The sequence below is a fragment of the Pseudomonas sp. ADPe genome (assembly GCF_014843515.1).
Taxonomy (GTDB): domain Bacteria; phylum Pseudomonadota; class Gammaproteobacteria; order Pseudomonadales; family Pseudomonadaceae; genus Pseudomonas; species Pseudomonas citronellolis.
The window spans coordinates 4276049-4300409 of sequence record NZ_CP062122.1 but is presented as its reverse complement, the minus strand read 5'-3'; the positions used below and the strand labels follow the sequence as shown (position 1 = coordinate 4300409).

General features: G+C 66.3%; 21 protein-coding genes. 9 read left to right on the top strand and 12 right to left on the bottom strand.

Going from position 1 to position 24361, the window contains the following annotated elements; translation table 11 throughout:
- The first annotated feature begins 81 nt into the window (after window positions 1–81).
- On the top strand, window positions 82–1335 hold the full coding sequence (glyA, locus tag IG194_RS19555; protein WP_009617520.1) for a serine hydroxymethyltransferase: 1254 nt from the start codon (window positions 82–84) through the stop codon (window positions 1333–1335).
- A gap of 54 nt (window positions 1336–1389) precedes the next feature.
- On the opposite strand, the gene IG194_RS19550 is transcribed toward glyA, so the two are convergent.
- The 3 genes from IG194_RS19550 to IG194_RS19540 all read right to left on the bottom strand — a co-directional run bounded on the left by IG194_RS19550 (window position 1390) and on the right by IG194_RS19540 (window position 5459).
- Window positions 1390–3096: a J domain-containing protein gene (locus tag IG194_RS19550; RefSeq protein ID WP_058488517.1), complete on the bottom strand. Its 1707-nt coding sequence runs from the start codon at window positions 3094–3096 to the stop codon at window positions 1390–1392.
- 10 nt (window positions 3097–3106) lie between these two features.
- On the bottom strand, window positions 3107–4810 hold the full coding sequence (locus tag IG194_RS19545) for a molecular chaperone HscC (protein ID WP_009617515.1): 1704 nt from the start codon (window positions 4808–4810) through the stop codon (window positions 3107–3109).
- A gap of 181 nt (window positions 4811–4991) precedes the next feature.
- Window positions 4992–5459, bottom strand: a complete 468-nt coding sequence (locus IG194_RS19540; protein WP_058488516.1) for a SecDF P1 head subdomain-containing protein — start codon at window positions 5457–5459, stop codon at window positions 4992–4994.
- A 330-nt stretch (window positions 5460–5789) separates the two neighbouring features.
- Between IG194_RS19540 and IG194_RS19535 the strand changes: the two genes are divergently transcribed.
- The 3 genes from IG194_RS19535 (at window position 5790) to IG194_RS19525 (ending at window position 8868) form a co-directional block, all read left to right on the top strand.
- The gene (locus IG194_RS19535) at window positions 5790–7085 is read left to right on the top strand and encodes an NCS2 family permease (RefSeq protein ID WP_058488515.1); all 1296 of its coding nucleotides are present in this window, start codon (window positions 5790–5792) and stop codon (window positions 7083–7085) included.
- 120 nt (window positions 7086–7205) lie between these two features.
- Window positions 7206–8297 (top strand): tRNA (uridine(54)-C5)-methyltransferase TrmA, encoded by a 1092-nt coding sequence (gene trmA / locus IG194_RS19530; RefSeq protein ID WP_058488514.1) that lies wholly within the window; start codon window positions 7206–7208, stop codon window positions 8295–8297.
- Window positions 8298–8373: 76 nt separating this feature from the next.
- On the top strand, window positions 8374–8868 hold the full coding sequence (locus IG194_RS19525; protein WP_058488513.1) for a DUF4136 domain-containing protein: 495 nt from the start codon (window positions 8374–8376) through the stop codon (window positions 8866–8868).
- A gap of 13 nt (window positions 8869–8881) precedes the next feature.
- On the opposite strand, the gene IG194_RS19520 is transcribed toward IG194_RS19525, so the two are convergent.
- The 3 genes from IG194_RS19520 to IG194_RS19510 all read right to left on the bottom strand — a co-directional run bounded on the left by IG194_RS19520 (window position 8882) and on the right by IG194_RS19510 (window position 10245).
- On the bottom strand, window positions 8882–9184 hold the full coding sequence (locus IG194_RS19520) for a DUF1883 domain-containing protein (RefSeq protein WP_043273615.1): 303 nt from the start codon (window positions 9182–9184) through the stop codon (window positions 8882–8884).
- A gap of 86 nt (window positions 9185–9270) precedes the next feature.
- Window positions 9271–9621 (bottom strand): hypothetical protein, encoded by a 351-nt coding sequence (locus IG194_RS19515; protein WP_009617495.1) that lies wholly within the window; start codon window positions 9619–9621, stop codon window positions 9271–9273.
- A gap of 156 nt (window positions 9622–9777) precedes the next feature.
- On the bottom strand, window positions 9778–10245 hold the full coding sequence (locus tag IG194_RS19510) for a DUF4345 family protein (protein ID WP_009617493.1): 468 nt from the start codon (window positions 10243–10245) through the stop codon (window positions 9778–9780).
- Between the two features lie 173 nt (window positions 10246–10418).
- Between IG194_RS19510 and IG194_RS19505 the strand changes: the two genes are divergently transcribed.
- Together IG194_RS19505 and IG194_RS19500 are read left to right on the top strand one after the other, a co-directional pair.
- Window positions 10419–10853: a DUF411 domain-containing protein gene (locus IG194_RS19505; protein WP_058488512.1), complete on the top strand. Its 435-nt coding sequence runs from the start codon at window positions 10419–10421 to the stop codon at window positions 10851–10853.
- Window positions 10854–11063: 210 nt separating this feature from the next.
- Window positions 11064–12244 (top strand): IS3 family transposase gene (locus IG194_RS19500; protein ID WP_197674156.1). Its coding sequence is split into 2 segments (ribosomal slippage): window positions 11064–11319 and window positions 11319–12244, totalling 1182 coding nucleotides; the frame shifts between segments, so codons are not numbered across the junction.
- Window positions 12245–12419: 175 nt separating this feature from the next.
- Here IG194_RS19500 and alaC read toward each other — a convergent pair.
- On the bottom strand, window positions 12420–13643 hold the full coding sequence (alaC, locus tag IG194_RS19495) for an alanine transaminase (RefSeq protein WP_058488511.1): 1224 nt from the start codon (window positions 13641–13643) through the stop codon (window positions 12420–12422).
- A 141-nt stretch (window positions 13644–13784) separates the two neighbouring features.
- Here alaC and IG194_RS19490 point away from each other — a divergent pair, with 141 nt between their 5' ends.
- Window positions 13785–14657 carry a PhzF family phenazine biosynthesis protein gene (locus IG194_RS19490; RefSeq protein WP_058488510.1) on the top strand — a complete coding sequence of 291 codons (873 nt, stop codon included), beginning with the start codon at window positions 13785–13787 and terminating at the stop codon, window positions 14655–14657.
- A gap of 67 nt (window positions 14658–14724) precedes the next feature.
- The gene (locus IG194_RS19485; protein ID WP_058488509.1) at window positions 14725–15621 is read left to right on the top strand and encodes a neutral zinc metallopeptidase; all 897 of its coding nucleotides are present in this window, start codon (window positions 14725–14727) and stop codon (window positions 15619–15621) included.
- A 511-nt stretch (window positions 15622–16132) separates the two neighbouring features.
- Here IG194_RS19485 and IG194_RS19480 read toward each other — a convergent pair.
- From IG194_RS19480 to IG194_RS19465, 4 genes are all read right to left on the bottom strand, one after another.
- Window positions 16133–16573 (bottom strand): response regulator, encoded by a 441-nt coding sequence (locus IG194_RS19480; protein WP_043313648.1) that lies wholly within the window; start codon window positions 16571–16573, stop codon window positions 16133–16135.
- Between the two features lie 116 nt (window positions 16574–16689).
- Complete coding sequence (locus tag IG194_RS19475; protein WP_009617481.1) at window positions 16690–18063, bottom strand: DUF1329 domain-containing protein; 1374 nt, start codon at window positions 18061–18063, stop codon at window positions 16690–16692.
- Window positions 18064–18175: 112 nt separating this feature from the next.
- Window positions 18176–20053: a DUF1302 domain-containing protein gene (locus IG194_RS19470; protein WP_009617480.1), complete on the bottom strand. Its 1878-nt coding sequence runs from the start codon at window positions 20051–20053 to the stop codon at window positions 18176–18178.
- Between the two features lie 200 nt (window positions 20054–20253).
- The gene (locus IG194_RS19465; protein ID WP_058488508.1) at window positions 20254–21936 is read right to left on the bottom strand and encodes a fatty acid--CoA ligase; all 1683 of its coding nucleotides are present in this window, start codon (window positions 21934–21936) and stop codon (window positions 20254–20256) included.
- Window positions 21937–22136: 200 nt separating this feature from the next.
- Here IG194_RS19465 and IG194_RS19460 point away from each other — a divergent pair, with 200 nt between their 5' ends.
- Complete coding sequence (locus IG194_RS19460) at window positions 22137–23312, top strand: acetyl-CoA C-acyltransferase (RefSeq protein WP_058488507.1); 1176 nt, start codon at window positions 22137–22139, stop codon at window positions 23310–23312.
- A 378-nt stretch (window positions 23313–23690) separates the two neighbouring features.
- On the opposite strand, the gene IG194_RS19455 is transcribed toward IG194_RS19460, so the two are convergent.
- On the bottom strand, window positions 23691–24320 hold the full coding sequence (locus IG194_RS19455; protein WP_058488506.1) for a LysE family translocator: 630 nt from the start codon (window positions 24318–24320) through the stop codon (window positions 23691–23693).
- Between the last annotated feature and the right edge of the window lie 41 nt (window positions 24321–24361).

Below are 24361 nucleotides of genomic sequence, written 5' to 3'. Positions count from 1 at the left end.
TGACCGCCTTTCATATGCCAGCGCGCGCGCCCTGGGTTAGAATGCGCCCCTTTCCCAGCACCGATCCTTATGAGGACCGCCATGTTCAGCCGTGATTTGACCCTCGCCCGCTACGATGCCGAACTCTTCGCCGCGATGGAGCAGGAAGCCCAGCGCCAGGAAGAGCACATCGAGCTCATCGCCTCCGAGAACTACACCAGCCCGGCGGTGATGGAAGCCCAGGGTAGCGTGCTGACCAACAAATACGCCGAAGGCTACCCGGGCAAGCGCTACTACGGCGGTTGCGAGTACGTCGACGTGGTCGAGCAGTTGGCCATCGACCGTGCCAAGCAGCTGTTCGGCGCCGACTACGCCAACGTCCAGCCGCACTCCGGCTCCCAGGCCAACGCCGCGGTCTACATGGCCCTGCTGAATGCCGGCGACACCGTGCTGGGCATGAGCCTGGCCCACGGCGGCCACCTGACCCACGGCGCCAGCGTCAGCTTCTCCGGCAAGATCTACAACGCCGTGCAGTACGGCATCGACGGCAACGGCCTGATCGACTACGACGAAGTCGAGCGCCTGGCCGTGGAGCACAAGCCGAAGATGATCATCGCCGGCTTCTCCGCCTACTCGCAGATCCTCGACTTCCCGCGCTTCCGCGCCATCGCCGACAAGGTAGGCGCCTACCTGTTCGTCGACATGGCCCACGTGGCCGGCCTGGTCGCCGCCGGCATCTACCCGAACCCGGTGCCCTTCGCCGACGTCGTCACCACCACCACCCACAAGACCCTGCGCGGCCCGCGCGGCGGCCTGATCCTGGCACGCAAGAACGAAGAGCTGGAGAAGAAGCTGAACTCCGCGGTCTTCCCGGGCGGCCAGGGCGGCCCGCTGGAGCACGTCATCGCCGCCAAGGCCGTGTGCTTCAAGGAAGCCCTGCAGCCCGAGTTCAAGGCCTACCAGGAACAAGTGGTGAAGAACGCCCAGACCATGGCCCAGGTGTTCATCGAGAACGGCTACGACGTGGTTTCCGGCGGCACCCAGAACCACCTGTTCCTGCTCAGCCTGATCAAGCAGGACATCACCGGCAAGGACGCCGACGCCGCCCTGGGCCGCGCCTTCATCACCGTGAACAAGAACAGCGTGCCGAACGACCCGCGCTCGCCCTTCGTCACCTCGGGCCTGCGCATCGGCACCCCGGCCGTGACCACCCGCGGCTTCAAGGAAGGCGAGTGCCGCCAACTGGCCGGCTGGATCTGCGAGATCCTCGCCAACCTGGGCGACGAAGCCGTGGAAGGCCGCGTGCGCGAGCAGGTCAAGGCCCTGTGCGCCCAGTTCCCGGTGTATGGCAAGTAAGCCGAACCGCGAACACGAACAAGCCCGGCGAATGCCGGGCTTTTTCATTGCTGTCTAATCACCTGAGAGCGGCGGCGTGCGCTCAATTTGCCAGCGCAGGCAGACCAGATCGCGCCGATAGCGCAGATCGCTACAGAAACGCTCCAGTTCCGCCGGCGCAATGTTCGGGACTTGGCGCCGAACCTGATTTGCGTTCTTCGACACACTGCCAGCGATGGCCGCCAAGCCGGCAAGCAACAAGACGCCGATGAAGAAGGCGTTGCGCCGATAGGCCCAACCACGCTCCAGCAGTAATTGCGCACGTCCGAGCAAGCTGGTACGGCGAAGCAACTGCATGGCCCCTAGAACCGGCACGGCGAGGATCAGCCCTCCCCACCACACTTCGTGTCCCCGCCACCCTGCCAGCATCGCGGCGCCCAGCCCGAGCAGGTAGCCAATGGCACCGTCGCGCAACGGTCGTAGCCCCGCGCCATGCTCGTGCAAGGCCGCCGGTAGAAGGCTGCTCAAGTAGTAGTCAAGGCGCTTGAGCGGTGCCCCGAGGAATCGCTGGGAAATCCGGAGCAGCTTATCGAGCGACGCAGCCAGCAGCACCGAGGTGACCGGGACGCTGATGAACAGCTGCGTCAGGTTGGGCGAAGGCTTCGCCAACTCGGCCGGCATGAGGGCAATGGCATACATCAGCATGAACCCCAGCCAGAGCATCAACACCCGTGGCCAGCGGGTCTCGCTGCGGGCCAGGTCGTGCCAGAAGCCGGCATCCAGGCTATTGGCCAATGGCAGGCGTCGAGTCAGTTGCGGATAGCGATGCCTGAGCGTTTCCGCGACGCGCCGCGAACAGTCCCAGTCGGCCTCCGTGAAGTCTGCGCTGAAGCGTCGCCGCTGGAAGCGATCGAACGGACCGAGCACCAGCCTTGCCGCACGGCATTCACTGGTCAACTCCCAGCGCCGTGCGTCATTTTGCAAGCGGTCATAGAAGCGCTCAGCATCCCAGCGATCTAGAAGGGCATGCCAGAGGTGCGCGGGGCAACTGGCGTCACGCTGCCCTTCATTCCAGCGGAAGAGCGCCGCAATTTCATCGAGGGTCCTCCCGGAACAGTACGGCAAGTCCAACAGCAGCCGCACCACCGCCGTCTCCAACAGTTCACGGGCATCGAAACTCTGCAACCAGGGCTCCCCGGCCAGAGCCGCCAGCCCCCTGACGAACGCCTCTCCGCCATCCTGCTCATGCAATTCGCGCAGAGCGTCCAGACGCTCGCCAAGCAATTGCACCCACAACGGCCATAGCGTCTGTGCGCTCAGGCCCGAACGTTCGTTGGTGCGCAACCAGCCGAACGTCTCGCAGGCGGCATCACGCAACCCGGTGCCTCGCGCATCCGCCAGGCACAACTGCAGTACGCCATCCTCAAAGGACAGCGCCAGCCCTTCCGCCTCGGCCGTGCGCAGACGTTCGGACAACTCGTCCGGGCGCAGATCCTCCAGCAGCGACGCCAAGGAACGAAATGGAACCTCGACGGCAACAGAATGCAACGGGCTAGCCGCCAGAGGGGGGGCCGCAACGGCGATGTCGTCATCCCCATCCTCGGTGCCACCTCGCTCGCGCCACTGGGCGAAGCTCATAGCCTGTTCATAGGCTTCACGCAGGGCCTGGAAAGCCTGCGCATCCTCGTCCGGCCGGGTGACCTTGAGCAACCGCGCGTACTGACGCTTGATGCTCCGCTCATCGGCCTCGGCCTCCAGGCCGAGAATCTCCCAACAGCTCATCGCAGCCTCCTCAGCGCCAGGACGAACGTTCGAGCTCGTCGAGCTGCGCTTCGATCGACGCGCGCAGATTGTCGATGCGCTGCGGGTCCTGCTCGCCCAGCACCTGCTGGAAACGCCCGGCCATCTGCGCCAGCGCTTCCCGCGTGTCGCCCAGGTGTTCCTGGTAAAGGCGTTCCAGGCGCGCCAGCAAGGTCGTGTTAAGCAACTGGTCGCGCGGATGCACCTTCAGCTGCGCCAGGGCCGCCAGGCGTTCGCGGATTTCCTCGGGAGTCAGTACGCCGGGGTTCTTCTCGATGACTAGGCTGTGCCGCGCGCCGCTCTCCGGCAGCGTCACCTCCGCTTCGAGAATACCGTTGTTGTCGTAGGTGAAACGTACGTCCAGCTTGACCTCGCCCGCCTTGCGCGGCGGTACCGGGATATCCAGCTCGCCGAGGGGGATATTGTCCTTCACCAGGCGACTCTCGCCCTGGTAGATCTGCAGCAGCACCCGGGTCTGGCTGTCCTGCAGAGTCTGCACCGTCTTCACCCGGCTCACCGGCACCACGCTGTTGCGCTCGATGATCGGCAGGTAGTGGCCGCCTTCGTATACCCGGCCGAACTGCGCGGTGGTCTCGATGCCCAGGGTGTAGGGGCAGACGTCGGTCAGCACCACTTCCTCCAGCGCCGCCTCACGCTGCTTCAACGCCGCCTGTACCGCGGCGCCCAAGGCAACCGCTTCGTCGGGGTTGACGTGCATGGCCGGGAAACGGCCGAACAGGGTCGCGGCCAGCTTGCGGATCAACGGCATGCGGGTAGTGCCGCCCACCAGCAGGATCTCGTCGAGGTCGGCGACGCGGATGCGCGCATCGCGCAAAGCCCGCTCGATAGGCCCGCGCAGGCGCTCCAGTAGCGGGGCGCAGACGCGCTGCAAGTCGTCCAGGGTGACTTCCAGCGCCCATTGCCGGCCACCCTGCGCCAGGGAGAAGCTGGCGCTGGGTTGCAGGCCAAGTGCATGGCGCACCCGTTCTGCTTCCCGGCGCAGACGGTTGTACATGCCGGGGGCCTCGACATCGGGAAACTGCTTGTCCTGGCGCTGGCTGGCGACGAAATGCTGGACCAGCGCGGTATCGAAATCTTCACCGCCAAGGAAGTTGTCGCCCGCGCTGGCGCGCACCTCCATGACGCCTTCGAAGAGTTCGAGGATGGAAACGTCGAAGGTGCCGCCGCCCAGGTCGAAAACCAAGAAGGAGGTCTCCTGGCCCTTCTGGTGCACGCCATAGGCCAACGCCGCGGCAGTGGGCTCGTTGACCAGCTTGTCCACCTTCAGCCCGGCCAGCTCGCCGGCGATACGCGTGGCCTTGCGCTGGGCATCGCTGAAATAGGCCGGCACGCTGATCACCGCCTCCTCTACCGGCTCACCGAAGACGCGCTCGACATCTTCCTTGAGGCTACGCAGGACCAGCGCCGAGAGCTCCTCGGGGCGGAACCTGCGCTTGCCCAGGATAATTTCCTGGGCACTGCCCATATGGCGCTTGAACAAGGCTGCAGTGAGCTGGGGGTGGGTCTGCAGGCGCTCGCGGGCAGCCTGGCCGACCAGAACCAGGCCCTGGTCGTCGAGGCCAACTACGCTTGGGGTGATCACGCTACCCAGCGCATTGGGCACCAGTTGCGGGGCATCGTCGCGCCATACGGCGACGAGGCTGTTGGTTGTGCCCAGATCAATGCCGACTATCATACTGGCGCTCTCCTTGCGGGCTTGGTGGGCTCTGCAAGCCAGGCCCATCCATGGAAGGGAAAGAGCACTATTACAGCGAGATGCCAGTATCCGGTAAAGCCCCCCGAAGCAGTATCAGAGTGAGCCGGTTGGCCTCGGAAGAATTCGGGGGATTCGGACTTTCCCTCCTGCTTGCCGCTGCTCAAGGCTGCGCCGGCACATCCCGCAGCCCATTGAGCTGCCGCGCCAGCACCTCCGCCTCGGCCTGGCTGTCGAAGCCCTCCAGCATCACCCGGCCGTCGCGCACCGGCTCGGATACCTGCGGCAGCATGCGCAGGCGACCGTCGATGACCACCGCCAGGGCCTTGCCCTGCTGCTTTTCGGTCAGCCGGGCCAGGCGCTTGCTGGCGTCGGGGGCGAAGGTCACCAGCACGCCGGGGCGGCCGCCGTTGCCCAGCACCACCTCGGCGCGCTGCACGTCGCGCTGGGTGAGTTCGGCGCGGGCGATGACCAGCACCGCCTGGCCCTGCGGGTCGGCCAGGGTGCGGGTGCTGGCGCTGGGCTTGTCGGCGGTGGCGTGGATGTCGAAGCTGTGCTGCGGCAGGACTGGCGGCGCGCCGGCGCAGGCGCCCAGCAGGGCGAGGAGGCAGAGCGGAATCAGGCGTTTCATGGGTCGACGATGGGGTCAGGCAACAAGGGAATCGGGCCGAATGCCGGTTGGACAACGGCGCGCGCCGGTCATTGCGTACCGGCCGGCGCATGATAACGCCAATGACCTCCCGGCAGGCGTGGCCGAAGTCAACGAAGGCGCTGGCGCGGGCCCTGCGCTGGCAGTGACGGCCCCGGCCAACTAGGCTCGTCGTGGGGCCGGTCGACGGGCTCGATACCCGCGTTTCCGGCGAGCTGCTATCATGCCCGCCTTTTTTGCCCAGGCCGCGCAAGACGGCCAATCCTGACCGACCGGTCGAGCCGACAAGACGCCCAAACACGGGAGCACGACATGCTGGAAAAGCTGTTCCAACTCAAGGCGCACAATACCAACGTACGCACCGAGATCCTGGCGGGGATCACCACCTTCCTGACCATGGCCTACATCCTCTTCGTCAACCCGAGCATCCTCGGCGAAACCGGCATGGACAAGGGCGCGGTGTTCGTCGCCACCTGCCTGGCCGCAGCCATCGGCTCGTCGATCATGGGCCTGATCGCCAACTACCCCATCGCCCTCGCCCCGGGCATGGGCCTGAACGCCTTCTTCACCTATACCGTGGTGCTGCACATGGGCCACACCTGGCAGGTGGCGCTCGGCGCGGTGTTCCTCTCGGCGTGCATGTTCTTCGTCATTTCGATCTTCCGCATCCGCGAATGGATCATCAACAGCATCCCGCTGGCCCTGCGCTCGGCCATTGCCGCCGGCATCGGCCTGTTCCTGGCGCTGATCGCGCTCAAGGAGTCGGGCATCGTCGTCGCCAACCCGGCCACCCTGGTGGGCATGGGCGACCTGGCCAGGCCCGAGCCGCTGCTGGCCATCCTCGGCTTCATCCTCATCGTCGCCCTGGAAGCCCGCCGCGTGACCGGCGCGGTGATGATCGGCATCCTGGTGGTGACCTTCGTCGCCATCGCCCTGGGCGTGACCCAGTTCGGCGGCGTGGTGTCGATGCCGCCGTCGCTGGCGCCGACCTTCCTCCAGCTGGACATCAAGGGCGCCCTGGACATCGGCCTGACCAGCGTGATCTTCGCCTTCCTCTTCGTCGACCTGTTCGACAACTCCGGCACCCTGATCGGCGTGGCCAAGCGCGCCGGGCTGATGGGCAAGGACGGGCACATGCCGAAGATGGGCCGCGCGCTGATCGCCGACAGCACCGCGGCCATGTTCGGCTCGCTGCTGGGCACCTCCACCACCACCAGCTACATCGAGTCGGCCGCGGGCGTGTCCGCCGGCGGGCGCACCGGCCTGACCGCCATCGTGGTCGCCGTCCTGTTCCTGCTGGCGCTGTTCTTCGCCCCGCTGGCGGGCAACGTCCCGGCCTTCGCCACCGCGCCGGCGCTGTTCTTCGTCGCCGTGCTGATGGCCTCGGGCCTGGCCGAGATCGACTGGGACGACCTGACCGTCGCCGCGCCGGTGGTGGTCACCGCCCTGGCCATGCCGCTGACCTTCTCCATCGCCAACGGCATCGCCTTCGGCTTCATCACCTGGACCGCCTGCAAGCTGCTGTCCGGCCGCTTCCGCGAACTGAACTGGGCGCTGGTGATCCTCTCGGTGCTGTTCGTCATCAAGCTGGGCTGGTACAACGCCTGACCGATAGCGATACCCGTGCAGCATGGGTATCGCTTCGCTCCACCCATCCCGCGAGTCGCCTGCAGGATGGGTCGGGCGCAACGAAACCCATCGCCCGCCACCGCGCAGCAAGAGTTCCCCATGAGCAGTCCCCGTTTCGACCCCGCCACCTACGACACCCAACTGGCCGACAAGGCCGCGCGCTTGCGCGAGCTGCTGGCGCCCTTCGCCGCGCCCGAGCCGCAGGTATTCGACTCGCCCCGCGAGCACTACCGCCTGCGCGCCGAGTTCCGCCTGTGGCGCGACGCCGGGACCGAAAGCCGGCACTACGCGATGTTCGAGCAGGGCGACAAGCACACGCCCATCTACATCGAGCAGTTCCCCATCGCCAGCCAGCGTATCAACGAACTGATGCCGCGCCTGAAGGCCGCCTGGGCCGAGCGCGCCCTGGGCCACAAGCTGTTCCAGGTGGAATTCCTCACCACCCTGGCGGGCGACGCGCTCATCACCCTCTGCTACCACCGCCCCATCGACGACGCCTGGCAGGCCGCCGCGCAGAAGCTGGCCGCCGAGCTGGGCGTGAGCATCGTCGGGCGCTCGCGCGGCAAGCGCCTGGTGGTCGGCCGCGACTATGTCGAAGAGGAACTGCAGGTGGCCGGGCGGACCTTCCGCTACCGCCAGCCGGAAGGCGCCTTCACCCAGCCCAACGGCGCGGTCTGCCAGAAGATGCTGAACTGGGCCTACGAGTCCCTCGGCCAGCGCGACGACGACCTGCTGGAGCTGTACTGCGGCAACGGCAACTTCACCCTGCCGCTGGCCACCCGGGTGCGCAAGGTGCTGGCCACCGAGATCAGCAAGACTTCGGTGAACGCCGCCCTGGCCAACCTGGCCGACAACGCCGTGGATAACGTCACCCTGGTGCGCCTGTCCGCCGAGGAGCTGACCCAGGCGCTGAACGAGGTGCGCCCCTTCCGCCGCCTGGCCGACGTCGACCTGAAGGGCTACGACTTCGGCAGCGTGTTCGTCGACCCACCGCGCGCCGGCATGGACCCGGACACCTGCGAGCTGACCCGCCGCTTCGAGCGCATCCTCTATATCTCCTGCAACCCGGAGACGCTGGCGCAGAACATCGCCCAACTGCACGACACCCACCAGGTGACGCGCTGCGCGCTGTTCGACCAGTTCCCCTATACCCATCACATGGAAGCGGGCGTGCTACTGGAACGCCGCTGAGAACCCAACCTGGGTTGGGCGGCGCCCCCAGCGCCGCCGGCTAGGCTGCTGTGGATAACCACAAGAGAGCCTCGCCATGCACCGCTTCCTGCTTCCCCTGCTCGCCCTGTTGCTGGCCGCCTGCGCCGGCAGCGACCCGGCCAAAGTCACGGTCTCGCCGGTCGCCGATGGCCACCAGGGCAGCTTCTCCATCCAGGCGGTACGCGCCCCCGGCCATCGCCTGGACCTGGAGGAGCGCTTCGACGCCGCCCTGCGCCGCGCCCTGGAAGCCAAGGGCTACCGCTTCCAGGCGCAGAATGGCGATTTGCGGGTGCTCTATGCATTGGGCCTGGAGCGCCAGACCGGGGTGATCCAGCGCCCGGTGGCGACCCAGGAAGGCGTGGTGAACCAGACGCAGATCGCCGATTCCGACCTGGCGCGGCTGGTCATGCGCATCGTCGACGAGAGGAGTCGCGAGGTGCTCTACGAAGCGCAGCTGAGCAGCCAGCTACAGGACCCGAACCTGAGCCAGGAGGCTTTCGACAAGGCATTGGCGAAGCTGCTGGAGGATTTCCCGGCGCACCGCCCCTGAGGCGGCTCAGCTCTCAGCTATAGCTGGAAGGAGTCTTGCGCACGAACTTGATGCTGTAGCTGAAGTCCGGCTTGCGGGTGACGCTGATGGCGCGGCGGGTGACGGTGTCCAGGGTGACGTTCCAGAACCCGGTGCTGGGCACCCGGATGCGCGCCGGGAAGCGCTCGAAGGCACCGCCGTGGTAGGCGTGGCGCGCGCCGTTCTTGAAGCTGCGGAAGTTGGCGTCGGTCATCAGGCGGATGTTGCAGGTGCGCGAGCATTCGATGACCACGAGGTCGCCCTCGTTGAGGTGTTCGCGCTTGTGGATGAATTTCATGTTGCGGGCCTGCGGGTGACGATCGAACGGGGCGCAACGATAGCACGGAAGCCGGCGCCGCCCCAGCGGCGCCGGGCGGATGCGCGTCAGTTCGCGGCGCGCAGGCGGATACCGTCGGCCTCCACGCGCTGGCCCACCTGGAACTCGGCGTTGGGCGAACGCACGCTGCGCTGGCTGCCGTCCTCCGCCTGCACCACGTAGGCCTTCTGGCTGGCGCCGCTGGCCTGCTGCACGCCACTGCCGGCCAGCCAGCCGATGCCGGCCCCCGCCAGCGCGCCGAAGGGCCCGCCCAGGGCGCCGCCGATCAGCACCCCGCTGCCCGCGCCGAAACCGCCGCCGACCGTGTTGTCCGGCCGTTCAGCCACCACCTGGTCCGCCTGCGCCACCGCGCAGGACAACAGCACCACACCCATTGCACACAGGCTCGCTACTTTCATGATCGCTCCATTGGCGTTTGAAGGTAGCCAAGCCATTACAGCAAGCGTGCCAGCCCCCGAGGGCCCATGGATCAAGGGTTGGCGCGATGAAGGAGTCGAAATGACATCATCCGGCGGAGTCATCCTGACTCGCCGCAGAGTCATTCGGACCTTGTTTCAGAGCCCTTCGAAGTCGGCGTCGCGCACCTTCTCCACCGGCGCCTCCGGCAGCGGTTCGGCCGGCTCCGGCTCGCGCCGGCCGCGCTCCAGCCAGTACAGGGCGAAGATCGCCAGCAGCGACACGCTGCCGCGGTAGACCAGGCCGTAGAGGGTGGCGTCGGTGTCGATGCCCAGGCCCGAGGACCAGGCGATGAGCAGCCGCGACAGGGTCAGGGTGAGCTGCACCAGCACCACCAGGATCAGCCCGGCGCGCAGCAGCTCGCGGCGGCGCAGGGCGAACAGCAGGAACAGCGCCAGGGCGAACTGGTGGCCGCCGTAGAACACCTGGGCGTCGCTGACCGACTCCGGCTCCATCAGCAGCATGCCGCTGAGGTTGGCCATCTCGTAGGGGCGCACCCAGTACAGCAGGCCCAGGCCGGCCCACACCAGGGCCTGTAGCAGCAAGACGAAGCGGGCGAAGAGCATCCTGTTCCTCCTGGGGCCCGTCAGCCCTCGGCAAAATGAAGATGGATAAAGGACACAGACCTTGCTCGGCACGCCGAGTTCGGCGGCGGCGTCATAAGCTGATACAGAGCAGGGACGGGCGCCGCCGTCCCTGAGAGTATGCTCCACGGATTTCGTTCTGACAGGAGCTTCCCATGCGCCGCATCCTCCTTCTCGCCGCCCTCCTCGCCGGCACCGCCCAGGCCGCCCAGCCGCTGACCATCGACGTGCACCGCGACGTCAACTGCGGCTGCTGCAAGGACTGGATCAAGCACCTGCAGGCCAACGGCTTCACGGTCAACGACCACGTCGAGGCGGACATGAGCGCGGTGAAGACGCGCCTGGGCGTGCCCTACGCCATGGGCTCGTGCCACACCGGGGTGATCGACGGCAAGTTCGTCGAAGGCCACGTGCCGGCCAGCGAAGTGCTCAAGCTGCGCGAGCGCGCCGACCTGGTGGGCGCGGCGGTGCCGGGGATGCCCATGGGCTCGCCGGGGATGGAGATGGGTGGGCGTTACGATGCCTACCAGGTGCTGGGGTTGGGCAAGGATGGGAAGGCGGTGGTGCTGGCGGATTATCCGGGGCGTTGAGGGGGGCTTGGAGTATCCCTGCTGCTTTGGAGCCTGGGATCAACTCCGCGCCCTCTCCCCAGCCCTCGGCTGCGCGCCCCGCCCTGAAGGGAGAGGGGGCTAGTCCGTGCCGAGAGAAGGAATGGTTTCAGCCGGAAACCTCCGGCTGTAGTGGTCTAATTTCCCCGGACACCTCGATAGGTGGAAAATGCATCTATCGAGGAGTTTTTCATGACCACCAAACGCAGGACATTCGACGACAGCTTCAAGCTGCAAGTCGTGAAGATGATCAAGGACCAGGGGCTGACCGCTCCGCAGGTCTGTCGCGATCTGAATATTGGTGAGACAGCCGTCCGGCGCTGGGTTCAGCAGTACGAGGCTGAGCAATTGGGTCAGCCCGGGATCGGTAAACCACTAACATCCGAACAGCAGCGAATCCGGCAGCTGGAGCAGGAAAACCGCCAGCTCAAGATGGATAACGATGTATTAAAAAAAGCCACCGCCTTCTTTGCCCGCGAGCTGAAGTAACGTATCGCCTGGTTCGGCAGCTGCAACAGAAGGCTTATTCGGTGGCGTATGTCTGTCGGCTGCTGGGGGTCAGCCGATCGGGGTTCTACGAGGCAAACAGGCGTGCCGACACGCCAGCATCGGTTTGCCCCGTGACCGTGCAGCTCAAAGCGTCGTTTGATGCGAGTGGCGGCTGCTATGGGAGCCGTCCGTTACGTAAAGCGTTGCGCGCCAAGGGTATGGAAATCGGCGTTTATAAAATTCGTCGCTTGATGCGTGCCAACGGCCTGCGTTCGGCTTGGAAGCGTAAGTTTGTGCACACGACCGATAGCAAGCACGACCTGCCAGTTGCCGACAATGTACTGAATCGTCAATTCGAGCCTGAGGCGGTAAACAAGGCCTGGGTAGCGGACATTACCTACATCCGGACCCGCAGCGGCTGGCTGTACCTGGCTGTGGTATTGGATTTGTTCTCACGCAAGATCGTGGGTTGGTCCATGGCCCCGAACATGCCTGCCGAGCTGGTGTGTAGTGCAATGCAGCTGGCAATTGCTCAGCGTCAACCGCCACCTGGCCTGATCGCCCACTCGGATCGCGGTAGCCAGTACGCCAGCGCAAGCTACAGAGCGTTGCTGGCGCGAAATGACATGCAGCAAAGCATGAGCCGTAAAGGTAACTGCTGGGACAACTCAGTGATGGAACGCTTTTTTCTGAGTTTGAAAATGGAGCGGGTATGGCGCCGCGACTACGCCAATCACGCAGAAGCGATACGTGACATCGTGGAATACATCGTTGGGTTTTACAACAACGAGCGGCTGCACTCGAAACTGGGATATCTGCCACCGACCGTTTACGAGCGGGCGATGGCGTCGAAACCACCTATCGAGGTGTCCGGAATTAGTTGACCACTACAGGCGTTGCCGGCTAACGCCACGACATCCAACCCTGCCCAACGGTCCCCTCTCCCTTCAGGGAGAGGGTTAGGGAGAGGGCGCTCTCCAGTCCCCCACCAAGCCCTTCCGCCCCTCCCCCACAAACAAAAAGGGGCGACCAACCGGCCGCCCCTTCTTCATTCCCGCCTTATTCAGCCACCTTGGCCTTCGGCAACACCCCATCCGCCCGGAACATCGCCTTGATCCCCCGCACCGCCTGGCGCAAGCGATCACGGTTCTCGATCAACGCAAAGCGCACATGGTCGTCGCCATAGTCACCAAAGCCGATACCCGGCGACACCGACACCTTGGCATCCTTCAACAGCTTCTTGGCGAACTCCAGCGAGCCTAGGTGCGCATAGGGCTCGGGAATCTTCGCCCAGACGTACATCGACGCCTTGGGGTTCTCGACCATCCAGCCGGCCTCGTGCAGGCCCTTCACCAGCACGTCGCGGCGCGCCTGGTACTGGCTGGCGATGTCGCGCACGCACTGCTGATCGCCTTCCAGGGCGGCGATGGCAGCCACTTGCAGCGGGGTGAAGGTGCCGTAGTCGTGGTAGCTCTTGATCCGCGCCAGAGCCGAGACCAGTTCCGGGTTGCCGACCATGAAGCCGATGCGCCAGCCGGCCATGTTGTAGCTCTTGGACAGGGTGAAGAACTCCACCGCGATGTCCTTGGCCCCCGGCACCTGCATGATCGACGGCGCCTTCCAGCCGTCGAAGACGATGTCGGCGTAGGCCAGGTCGTGCACCACCAGCACGTCGTACTGCTTGGCCAGGGCCACCACGCGCTCGAAGAAGTCCAGCTCCACGCACTGAGCGGTCGGGTTGGAGGGGAAGCCGAGGATCATCATCTTCGGCTTGGGGATCGACTCGCGGATCGCCCGCTCCAGCTCGTTGAAGAAGTCGATGCCCGGCACCAGCGGCACCGAGCGCACCTGGGCGCCGGCGATCACCGCGCCGTAGATGTGGATCGGGTAGCTGGGGTTCGGCACCAGGATGTTGTCGCCATGGTCCAGGGTGGCCAGCATCAGGTGCGCCAGGCCTTCCTTGGAGCCGATGGTGACGATGGCCTCGGTTTCCGGGTCGACGTCCACCGCGTAGCGCTCCCTGTACCAGTGCGAGATCGCCCGGCGCAGGCGCGGAATGCCGCGGGAGGTGGAGTAGCCGTGGGTGTCTTCGCGCTGGGCGACCTGCACCAGCTTCTCGACGATGTGCGGCGGGGTGGCGCCGTCGGGGTTGCCCATGGACAGGTCGATGATGTCCTCGCCGCGGCGGCGGGCGGCCATCTTCAGTTCGGCGGTGATGTTGAAGACGTAGGGCGGGAGACGGTCGATACGCGCGAAGCGGCGTGCTGAACGGGGTTCAGTCATGATTTCCTCGGTGAACGTAAGCGCCCGGAACCGTCCGAGCGACGCCGGCCACTGCGGTGGCCTGAAAAGCTGGGCTTTTCTTGTCGGCGAACATATCCGCCGCTAGGCTCGCTGTCGAGCCCTACTTTCCACGGGAGCACCATGTCCTTTCTGCATTACTGGCAACTCGACGTGTTCGCCGACCGCCCGCTGGCCGGCAACGGCCTGGCGGTGTTCGCCGACGCGCGCGGCCTGGCCGACGCCACGCTGCAGGCGCTGACCCAGGAGCTGCGCCAGTTCGAGAGCATCTTCCTGTTCCCCAGCGCCGAGCTGGACACCTACGCCGCGCGCATCTTCACTCCCGAGGAAGAACTGCCCTTCGCCGGCCACCCGCTGCTGGGCGCCGCCGCGCTGCTGCACCACATCCACCAGCGCGGCGAACAGGAGCACTGGACGCTGCAGCTGGCGACCAGGGACGTGAACCTCACCACCCGCCGCCACGGTCAAAGTTTCATCGCGCAGATGAACCAGGGCCAGGCGCAGTTCGGCGCCGTGCTCGACGCGGAGGAGCGCCGCTGGTTCGCCGAAGCCTTCTCGCTGAACGCGGGCGACCTCGCCGACTACCCGGCGCAGGTGATCAGCACCGGCCTGCCCTACGTGCTGCTGCCGGTGCGCAGCGAGGCTCTCGGGCGCATCCGTCAGCGCGCCGAGTTCACCGCACAACTGGCCGAGCGCCTGGCCGCCCTGGGCGCGGCCTTCGTCTTCCTGCTGGATGTGGATAACCGCGAGGGCCGCACCTGGGACAACGCCGGGCTGGTCGAGGATGTCGCCACCGGCAGCGCCGCCGGCCCGGTCGCCGCCTACCTGGTGGAGCTGGGCAAGGCCCGTCGCGGCGAGACCTTCGAGCTGCACCAGGGCCGCTTCGCCGGTCGCCCCAGCCTGCTGGAGGTGCGCGTCGGCGACGACGACCAGGTGCAGGTGGGCGGCAAGGTGCAGCTGCTGGCCCACGCCCAGTTGCTCTGCGCGCTGGCCTGACGGCCGGCCTGGCGGGTCGGCCGGGCGCCGACGACACTCAATCCACGAACTTTCAGGAGAAGACGCCATGCTCTGGCGCAAAGGACGACGCAGCGACAACGTGGTGGATGCCCGCGACGACAGCGGCGGCGGCATGGGCGGTGGCGGCATGCGCATCGGCGGCCGCGGCCTGAGCCTGGGCGGGGTGGCCATCGTGGTGGTGGTCGGCCTGCTGATGGGCCAGGACCCGATGCAGATCCTCGGCAGCCTGCTCGGCCAGATGGACGCCGGCCAGGCCCCGGCGCGCCCGCAGGTGCAGGGCCGCCCGGCGACCGGCGCCGACCCGCAGGTGGACTTCGTGCGCGCCGTGCTCGGCGACACCGAGGACACCTGGGGGCAGATCTTCGCCCACAGCAACGCCCAGTACGAGCAGCCCAAGCTGATCCTGTTCAACGGCGGGGTGAACTCCGCCTGCGGCTTCGCCTCCTCGGCGGTGGGCCCGTTCTACTGCCCCGGCGACCACCGGGTGTACCTGGACCTGGGCTTCTTCCGCGAGATGGAGCAGCGCTTCTCCGCCGCCGGCGACTTCGCCCGCGCCTACGTGATCGCCCACGAGGTCGGCCACCACGTGCAGAACCTGCTGGGCATCTCGGCCAAGGTCGAGGCCGCGCGCCGCCGCGGCGCGCCCATGGAGGGCGCCAACGGCCTGTCGGTGCGCCTGGAGCTGCAAGCCGACTGCTTCGCCGGCGTATGGGCCAACAAAGCCCAGCAGCGCCTGCAATGGCTGGAGCCGGGCGACATCGAAAGCGCGCTGAACGCCGCCAACGCCATCGGCGACGACCGCCTGCAGAAGCAGTCGCGCGGCACCGTGGTGCCGGACTCCTTCACCCACGGCACCTCGGCGCAGCGCATGCGCTGGTTCAAGCTCGGCTTCGACACGGGCTCGCCGGGCAAGTGCGATACCCTCAAGGCGCAGGCGCTGTAACCAGTACGAAGGGATTCCGCCGCGGGGACATGTTCGCGAGCAAGCTCGCTCCCACGAAAAGCCATGCCCACGCCATTCCCATGTAGGAGCGCGCCCTGCGCGCGAAATCGCGGGCAGGGCCCGCGGGTAGCCGGGAAAGCGCGGTGTTCCTCCCCCCGTAGGAGCGGACCTTGTCCGCGATGGCCGGACGTATCGGCGCGATTCGCGGATGAGATCCGCTACGCTGCCCCACCCGCGCCATTCCCATGTAGGAGCGCGCCCTGCGCGCGAATCGCGGGCAGGGCCCGCTTACAGGTTGCTGCTCCTCCCCGTAGGAGCGGACCTTGTCCGCGATGGCCGGAACCAACGGCGCGGTTCGCGGATGAGATCCGCTCCTACGCCGCCCCACCCGCGCCATTCCCATGTAGGAGCGCGCCCTGCGCGCGAATCGCGGGCAGGGCCCGCTACAGGTAGCCGGGAAAGCGCGGTTTCCTCCCCCCGTAGCGGAGATGGCCAGGGCTATCGGAACGCCTCACAGGCAACGCTTGAGCGTTCGCAGAAACTCCTCCGGCTCCACCGGCTTGAGCAGGAAGTCCAGTACGTTCAGGCGCATCGCCTCGACCACGTCGCGGGCGCGGGTGGTGCCGGAGAGCACGATGATCGGCAGGAAGGTGCCCTGGGCGTGGAGCTGGCGGATCAGCTCCAGGCCGGCGCCCTCGCCTTCCATGCACAGGTCGGTGACCAGCAGGTCGATGGCCGATTCGTCGCGGCCGATACGGCGCAGGGCCTGGGCGCTGTTGCTCGCGGTCAGGCATTGCAGGTCGGCGCTTTCGATCAGCTCGCGCATCTCGGCGAGCACCTGCGGGTCGTCGTCCACCAGTAGCACCGTCGGCGGACGCTCGGGACGGACGGTGATTTCCAGCAGCGCCTCGATCTCTTCGTCGTCGAGCAGGTTGCGGTACGCGTGAGGCAAGGGCTCACCCATGGCGGCGTTTTGCCGTGATTATAGCGGCATATCGCCACATCACCGTATCCGTCCGCCCATGAAAAAGCCGGCCCGAAGGCCGGCTTTCAGCAAAGCGACTCGACTTAGCGCACGCCTTCCTGACGCAGCGCCGCGGGGGTGAAGTCGCTTTCAGAGGCGCTGTAGTTGAAGTCGTAGGCGGATTTCTCCTCGTTCTTCAGGCCCAGCACCAGGTAGCGGCTGGAGAGCAGGTCGTACAGGGTTTCCGCGGTGTACCACGGTACCTGGTTGTTGTAGTAGTACTGCGAGAAGGCCTCGGCTACGCGCCACAGGGTGCCGCGGCCGTCGTAATGGTCGATCTCGGCGGCTTGCCAGGTGTCCTCGTCGATGTAGAAGTCACGCTTGGCGTAGATGTGGCGCTCGCCGGCCTTCAGGGTCGCGACCACATGCCATACGCGGTGCAGCTCGTAGCGGGTCAGGTCCTGGTTCAGGTGGCCGGGCTTGATGATGTCCGCGTACTTCAGCTTGGGATCGTCGAGCTTGTAGTTGTTGTACGGGATGTACAGCTCCTGCTTGCCCACCAGCTTCCAGTCGTAGCGGTCCGGCGCGCCGTTGTACATGTCCAGGTTGTCCGAGGTGCGCAGGCCGTCGGCGGCGGTGCCGGGGCCGTCGTAGGACACCTGCGGGGCGCGGCGCACGCGGCGCTGGCCGGCGTTGTAGAGCCACGCCAGGCGCGGTTCCTTGACCTGGTCGAGGGTCTCGTGCACCAGCAGCACGTTACCGGCCAGGCGCGCCGGGGCGGTGACCTGCTGCTTGAAGTAGAACAGCACGTTGCTCGGCTTGCTCGGGTCGTAGTCCTTCAGGTCGGTGCGGAACACGAACTCGTCCTGGAAGTACACCAGCGAGTAGCTGCCGTTGACCTGCGGGGTGGCCTGGGTCACCAGACGGCGCACGTGGCCGCCGCGGTAGCGGGTGATGTGGTTCCAGATGACTTCCAGGCCGTTCTGCGGGATCGGGAAGGGGTTGGCGGTCTGGAAGTTCTGCAGGCCGTTGCCGCCCTGCACCAGGTTGGTGGCGGTGGCGTTCTTCCTGGTCGCTTCGAGCACCGAGTCAGGCAGGGTGGCGGTGCGGTGCGACGGGTACACCGGCATCTTGTAGGTGTCGGGGTAGCGCTTGAACATGGCCAGTTGGCCGGGGGTCAGCTTGTCCTTGTACTGCTCGACGTTCTGCGCGGTGATGGTGAACAGCGGCTTCTCGCTGGCGAAGGGGTCGGCGAGGAAGCCCTTGCTGTCCACGGCGCCGGCGTTCTTCGGCAGGCCGCCGGTCCAGGCGGGAATGCTGCCGTCGGCGTTGCCGGCCTTCTCGGCGCCGACCGGGGTCAGGGTGGTGCCCAGCTTGGCGGCGTCGGCGGCGGACACCGCAGCCATCACCTGGGTGGCCAGCAGGCTCAGGCCCAGGGCCAGTGCGCCGGTTTGCAGCAGTCTCTTTGTTGTTCTCATTATCGCGTCGTCCTCGATGAGTCGTTACTGCTCGCGCGGCGGCCGCGCCGCCGCGCTCGCGATCTCTGTCTGCTGGCGCCCCGCCCGGGCCCGGGCGGGGCGCGGGTGCCGCTTAGAAGTTCACGCCGAAGCTGAGCGCGACGAAGTCGCGGTCGACCAGGGTGGAGTACTTGCCGTCGAAGTAGTTGGTGTAGGAAAGGCTCGCGGTGTAGGTGTTCATGTAGTCGGCGTCGACGCCCAGGCTGATCGCCTTGCGGCCTTCCTCGAAGTTACCGCCCGGGCCGGGCGAATAGCCGTCTACGTCGTGGGACCAGGCCACGTTGGGCTTGAGGTTCACCCCGGCGAACACGTCGTTGTAGTCCCAGATGGCGCGCATGCGGTAGCCCCAGGAGTCGGCGGTGGTGAAGCCGTCGTTCTCGCAGTTGCGCGACAGGTTGTTCTTCGGCGCGCTGCCCAGGGTCGAGTTGTTCAGCACCTGGCAGGTGTTCAGGTTGCCGGTCGCCGGGAGCGGGCCGGGGCCGAATACCGGGTCGCGGCCGTAGCGCGCCTTGGAGGTACTTTCCAGGCCGCCGACGTGGGTCCAGCCCACCTCGCCCACCAGGGTCAGACGCTCGGCGCCCATGACCTGGTCGAAGAAGTGGGTGAAGGTGGTCTGCAGCTGGGTGATTTCCTTGCGGCGGTAGCCGTGCAGGTCGGTGTCCGGAACCCCCTGGAGCACCGAAGCGTTGCCGTACACGCCGCCCAGCGGCACCACGCCGGAGAACAGGATGTCGGTGGTGTTCAGCTGCACCGGGGCGTTGGGCCGGTAGCTGATCTCGCCCTGCCAGGCCGTGCCGGTGGGCAGGGTGGTGGAGAAGCTCAGGCCATACAGGTGGATGTCTTCCGGGTACTCGACGAAGTACGAGGAGTTGCCCGCCACCAGCAGCGGGGCGAAGGCTTGCAGCGGGGTGCCGCTGAGGGAGTTGGCCAGGTTGTAGATGGACTGGGAAGCGCCACGGCCGCTGAAGATCGGCAGGCGGCTGTGGTAGTTCATGTAGTAGCCGCCGAACTCGGTGTTCAGGGCGTCGGCGTAGTACTTCAGCGACAGGCCATACTGGCCGCTGTCGCGGGCATCGCGGTCCGGCCCGCGGCGCACCAGGGCGCCCTCGTTGTTGACGTCCACGCCGAACTGCTTGGCCAGCGCCACGTTCCCCGCCCCCAGCGCCTGGGCGTTGGTCAGCACGCGCAGGTTGTCGGTGCAGCCGTCGGCGATCACGTCCGGCTGGGAGAAGAAGGTGCCGCAGTTGTCCACCACCGTCTGGTCCCACTCCAGTTGGTAGAAGCCTTCGGCGGACAGGTTGTCGGTGAGGTTCTGCGACAGGTAGAACATGTTCACCGGTACCAGGGCTTCCTTGATCTCGGAGCCAGGACGGCGCAGCGCGGTGACGTCGAACGGGTTGATCGAGTTGATGCCGCCCTGGATGAAGGTGCTCTCGCCCCAGTTCACCACCTGCTTGCCCAGGCGCACGTTGCCCGGCAGGTCGGCGATGCTGTACTTATGATAGATGAAGGCGTCCAGCAGCTCGGCGCCGGAAGCCTTGGCGGCGGTCTTGCGGCCACTGTCGCTGAGCGGCTTGAACTCGGTGCTCTCGTCCTTCTGCTCGAAGTCGTACCAGTACTTGCCGCGCAGGAACACGCCGGTGTCGCCGTACTTCAGCTCCAGGTCGTGGATGCCCTTGAAGATCTTCGAGAAGGTCTTGCCGGCCTTGTAGTTCAGGTGGCCGTCGTCGGAGGTCTGCGACAGGCCGTGACCGCCGTTGTTGGAACCGATCAGGTTCTTGTCCGGATTCTGCGTCGACCAGCTGGCGCCGACCGACAGGCTGGAGTCGAAGGAGCCCTCGATCTCGCCGATGTTGAAGGTGACCGCCGAAGCGGGGGTGGCAAGCGTGGAAGCCAGGCTGACGGCCAGTGGCAAACGAGCCAGGCGCCAGATCTTCTTCATTTGTGTCATCGACGCTACTCCATGTGTGTTTTTTGTTATGAGTGGCAGCGACTATAGCCAGCCCCCCGGCGGGCTTGATCCCTCGAAAGTGTGATTTAGCGCGTCGCTGCGGCAACGAGCCGCAAGCTAGACGGCTCGCAGGAAGGATTAGCAGAGGCTGCGCCCCGTGCCAAGCGCTTGCTCGGGGGACGCAGCCTGTAGGGAAGGGCTTACAGGGCGGAGAGGAATTCGCTGCCGGACTCCTGCCAACGAGCGATATCCACACGGATGCGCTTCTTGTCCAGCTTGCCCACGCTGGTCTTGGGAACTTCAGTAACAACGGCGATCTGCGAAGGAATCGCCCACTTGTTGATGTGGCCCTGTTCGACGAAAGGCTTGAGGTGCTCCTTCAGCCCCTTGGCGTCCAGCTGCTGGCCCTCGAAGAGCACCAGCAGGGCGAACGGGCGCTCGCCCCATTGCGGGTCCGGCACCCCCACCACCGCCACTTCGCGCACCGCCGGGTGACGGCTGATGAGGTCTTCCAGCTCCAGCGAGGACAGCCATTCGCCGCCGGTCTTGATCACGTCCTTGATGCGGTCGCGGATGTCGATGAAGCCCATGCCGTCGAGGGTGGCCACGTCGCCGGTGTGCATCCAGCCGCCGGCCCAGAGTTCCTCGCCCTTCTGCGGCTCGCGGAAGTAGCCCTGGGTCAGCCAGGGCGAACGCAGCACCAGCTCGCCCTGGGCCTCGCCGTCGGCCGGCAGCAGTTGGCCGTGCTCGTCCATGATCGCCGCGTCCACCAGCGGCACCGGCACGCCGGCCTTGATCCGGTAGGTGGTGCGTTCGTCCTCGCTGCCGGCCAGGAGCTCGTCGTTGAGGTAGGCGCAGGAGATCAGCGGGCAGGTCTCGGACATGCCGTAGGCCGCGGTCAGCTGGATGCCTCGGGCCTGGGCCGCCTCGTACAGCGAGCGGGTCAGCGCGCTGCCGCCGATGATGATCTTCCAGCCCTTGAAGTCCACGCCCTGGGCGGCCTTGGCGTTCATCACCATCTGCAGGATGGTCGGCACGCAGTGGGAGAAGGTGACGTTCTCGCGTTTCCACAGCTCGACCAGCAGTTCCGGGTCGTAACGCCCCGGGTACACCTGCTTGATACCGAGCATGGTGGCCACGTAGGGAGTACCCCAGGCGTGCACGTGGAACATCGGCGTGATCGGCATGTACACGTCGCTGTTGCCCATCAGGCGGATGCTGTCCAGGCTGGCGATGGTCGAGGCCATGGCCAGGGTGTGCAGCACCAACTGGCGGTGGGTGAAATACACCCCCTTGGGGTTACCGGTGGTGCCGGTGGTGTAGAAGGTGGTGGCCACCGAATTCTCGTCGAAGTCGGGGAAGGCGTAGCGCGGGCTGGCCGCGGCCATCAGCGTCTCGTACTCGCCGATGCAGTCGGCCAGTGTGCAGCTCTTGTCGGCGCCATCGGTCAGCAGCAGGGTCTTCTGCACCGTGGTCAGTTGCCCGGCGATGCCCTGGTAGAGCGGCACGAACTCGGCGTTGACCAGCACGAAGCGGTCCTCGGCATGGTTCATGGTGTAGAGGATCTGCTCCGGCGAAAGGCGGATGTTGATGGTGTGCAGCACCGCGCCGATCATCGGGATGGCGAACATCGCCTCCAGGTAGCGATGGCTGTCCCAGTCCATCACCGCCACGGTGTCGCCGGCCTGCACGCCGGCCTCGGTGAGCACGTTGGCCAGGCGCGCGACGCGTTCGTTGAAGGTGGCGTAGTTGTAGCGCACCAGGTCGCGGTAGACGATCTCGTGGCTTTTTTCATAGCGCGCGCCGGACAGCAGCAGGCTCTTGATCAGCAACGGGTACTGGTAGGCATTGCTCGCAGCGGGGAGGAGACGGGTCTTGAGCATGTTCGGCTTACCTGTGGGACCTTCATGGGAGTCGATGCCGGTGACTGTAGAGGCGCAACCATGACCAATCATCCATCCAAAGAGTGATTTGCGGGTGACTCTTTGGCCTGATCGGGTCACGCGCTAGAATCGCCGCCACCCGGTCGTTCACGGCCGAGCCTCCAGAACACCCCGAGAACAAAAGCCAAGAGGTAGTTTCCATGTCCGAAATCGTCATCGTCAGCGGCGCCCGCACTCCCATGGGCGGCTTCCAGGGCAGCCTGGCCGGCGTTTCCGCCGTCGACCTGGGCGCCATCGCCATCCGCGAAGCAGTCGCCCGCGCCGGCATCGAGGCCGGCGATGTCGAGGAAGTGATCATGGGCTGCGTGCTGCCCGCCGGTCTGAAGCAGGGCCCGGCCCGACAGGCGGCGCTCAACGCCGGCCTGCCCGCCGCCACCGGCTGCACCACCATCAACAAGCTGTGCGGCTCGGGCATGAAGGCCGTGATGCTGGCCCACGACCTGCTCAAGGCCGGGACCAACCAGGTGATGGTCGCCGGCGGCATGGAGAGCATGTCCAACGCCCCCTACGTGCTGGAGAAAGCCCGCACCGGCCTGCGCATGGGCCATGCCGAGATCAAGGACCACATGTTCCTCGACGGCCTGGAGGACGCCCGCAGCGGCCGCCTGATGGGCTCCTTCGCCCAGGACACCGCCGACAGCAACGGCATCGCCCGCGAAGACATGGACGCCTACGCCATCGAATCGCTCAAGCGCGCCCAGGCCGCCATCCGGGATGGCTCGCTGGCCAGCGAGATCGTCCCGGTCACCGTCACCACCCGCAAGGGCGAGGTCGTGGTGAAGGACGACGAACAGCCGCTGACCGCCAACCTGGACAAGATCCCCACACTGAAGCCCGCCTTCAGGAAGGACGGCACCATCACCGCGGCCAACGCCAGTTCCATTTCCGACGGCGCCAGCGCGCTGGTCCTGATGACCGCCGAGGAAGCCGCGCGCCGCGGCCTGAAGCCGCTGGCGAAGATCGTCGGCCACGCCACCCAGAGCCAGGACCCGAGCGAGTTCACCCTGGCCCCGATCGGCGCCATGACCAACCTGTTCAGGAAGACCGGCTGGAACAAGGACGACGTCGACCTGTTCGAGATCAACGAAGCCTTCGCCATGGTCACCATGCTGGCCATGCGCGAGCACGGCCTGGACCACGCCAAGGTCAACGTCTACGGCGGCGCCTGCGCCCAGGGCCACCCGGTGGGCTCCACCGGCTCGCGGATCATCGTCACCCTGATCAACGCCCTGCAGAACAAGGGCGGCAAGCGCGGTGTGGCCTCGCTGTGCATCGGCGGCGGCGAAGCCACCGCGGTGGCCGTCGAGTTGCTGTAACGCTGTTACCGGAAACGCAAAGGGCGCGACCATGGTCGCGCCCTTTGCGTTTCGGCTCCGTGCGAGCCGCTGTGTATGCCATTCCCCTGCGCGTGATATCGCGGACAGGGCTGTCGCGATTCTCGGCTGCTTGAGAGCCCCTCTCCCCAGCCCTCTCCCTGAAGGGAGAGGGAGCTTGTCCGTGCCGAGAAAGGATTTGGTGTTAGCCGGGTAATCGGTACAAGCCGGCTAACGCCGAAGCAACCGAACACACCGAACGGTCCCCTCTCCCTTCAGGGAGAGGGTTAGGGAGAGGGCGCTCTAAAGCGCAACCCCCAAAGCCCCAGCCAAACACCATCCGCGAGCAAGCTCGCCCCTACGAAAGGCGGCCCCCAACCCTCAGCGCAACTCGGTAAACGCCAGCTTGACCCCCAACCCCACCAGCACCACCCCCATCATCCGGTCGAACCAGTGCCCCAGGCGGGCGAAGCCGGCGCGCACGCGCTGCTGGCTGAACAGCAGCGCCACGAAGCTGAACCAGGCCGCGGTGGCGCAGGCCAGGTAGACGCCGTAGCCGGCCTGCACCAGTACCGGGGTGTGCGGGTTGATGACCACGGTGAACAGCGAGAGGAAGAACAGCGTGGCCTTGGGGTTCAGGCCGTTGGTGACGAAGCCGGCGACGAAGGCGCCGCGCGGGGTGCGTTCGCTCGGCGCAGCGGCCGTCACACTGCCGTCGCCACCGCTGGGTTTGGCGCGCAAGGCCTTGATGCCGATGTAGAACAGGTAGGCCGCGGCCAGCCACTTGAGGGTGTTGAACAGCATGATCGACTGCGAAACGATCAGGCCGATGCCCAGCAGCGAGTAGGTCACATGGATGGAAATGGCGCAGCCCACGCCCAGCGCCGTCCAGGTGCCGGCGCGGCGGCCGTGGGTGACGCTCTCGCGCACCACCACGGCGAAGTCCGGGCCCGGGCTGGCCACCGCCAGCAGGTGGATCAGCGCCACGGTGAGAAATTCCGTCCAGTACATGCAACCTCCGCAGGGGTGGGATTAACGCCGTCAGGCTGGCA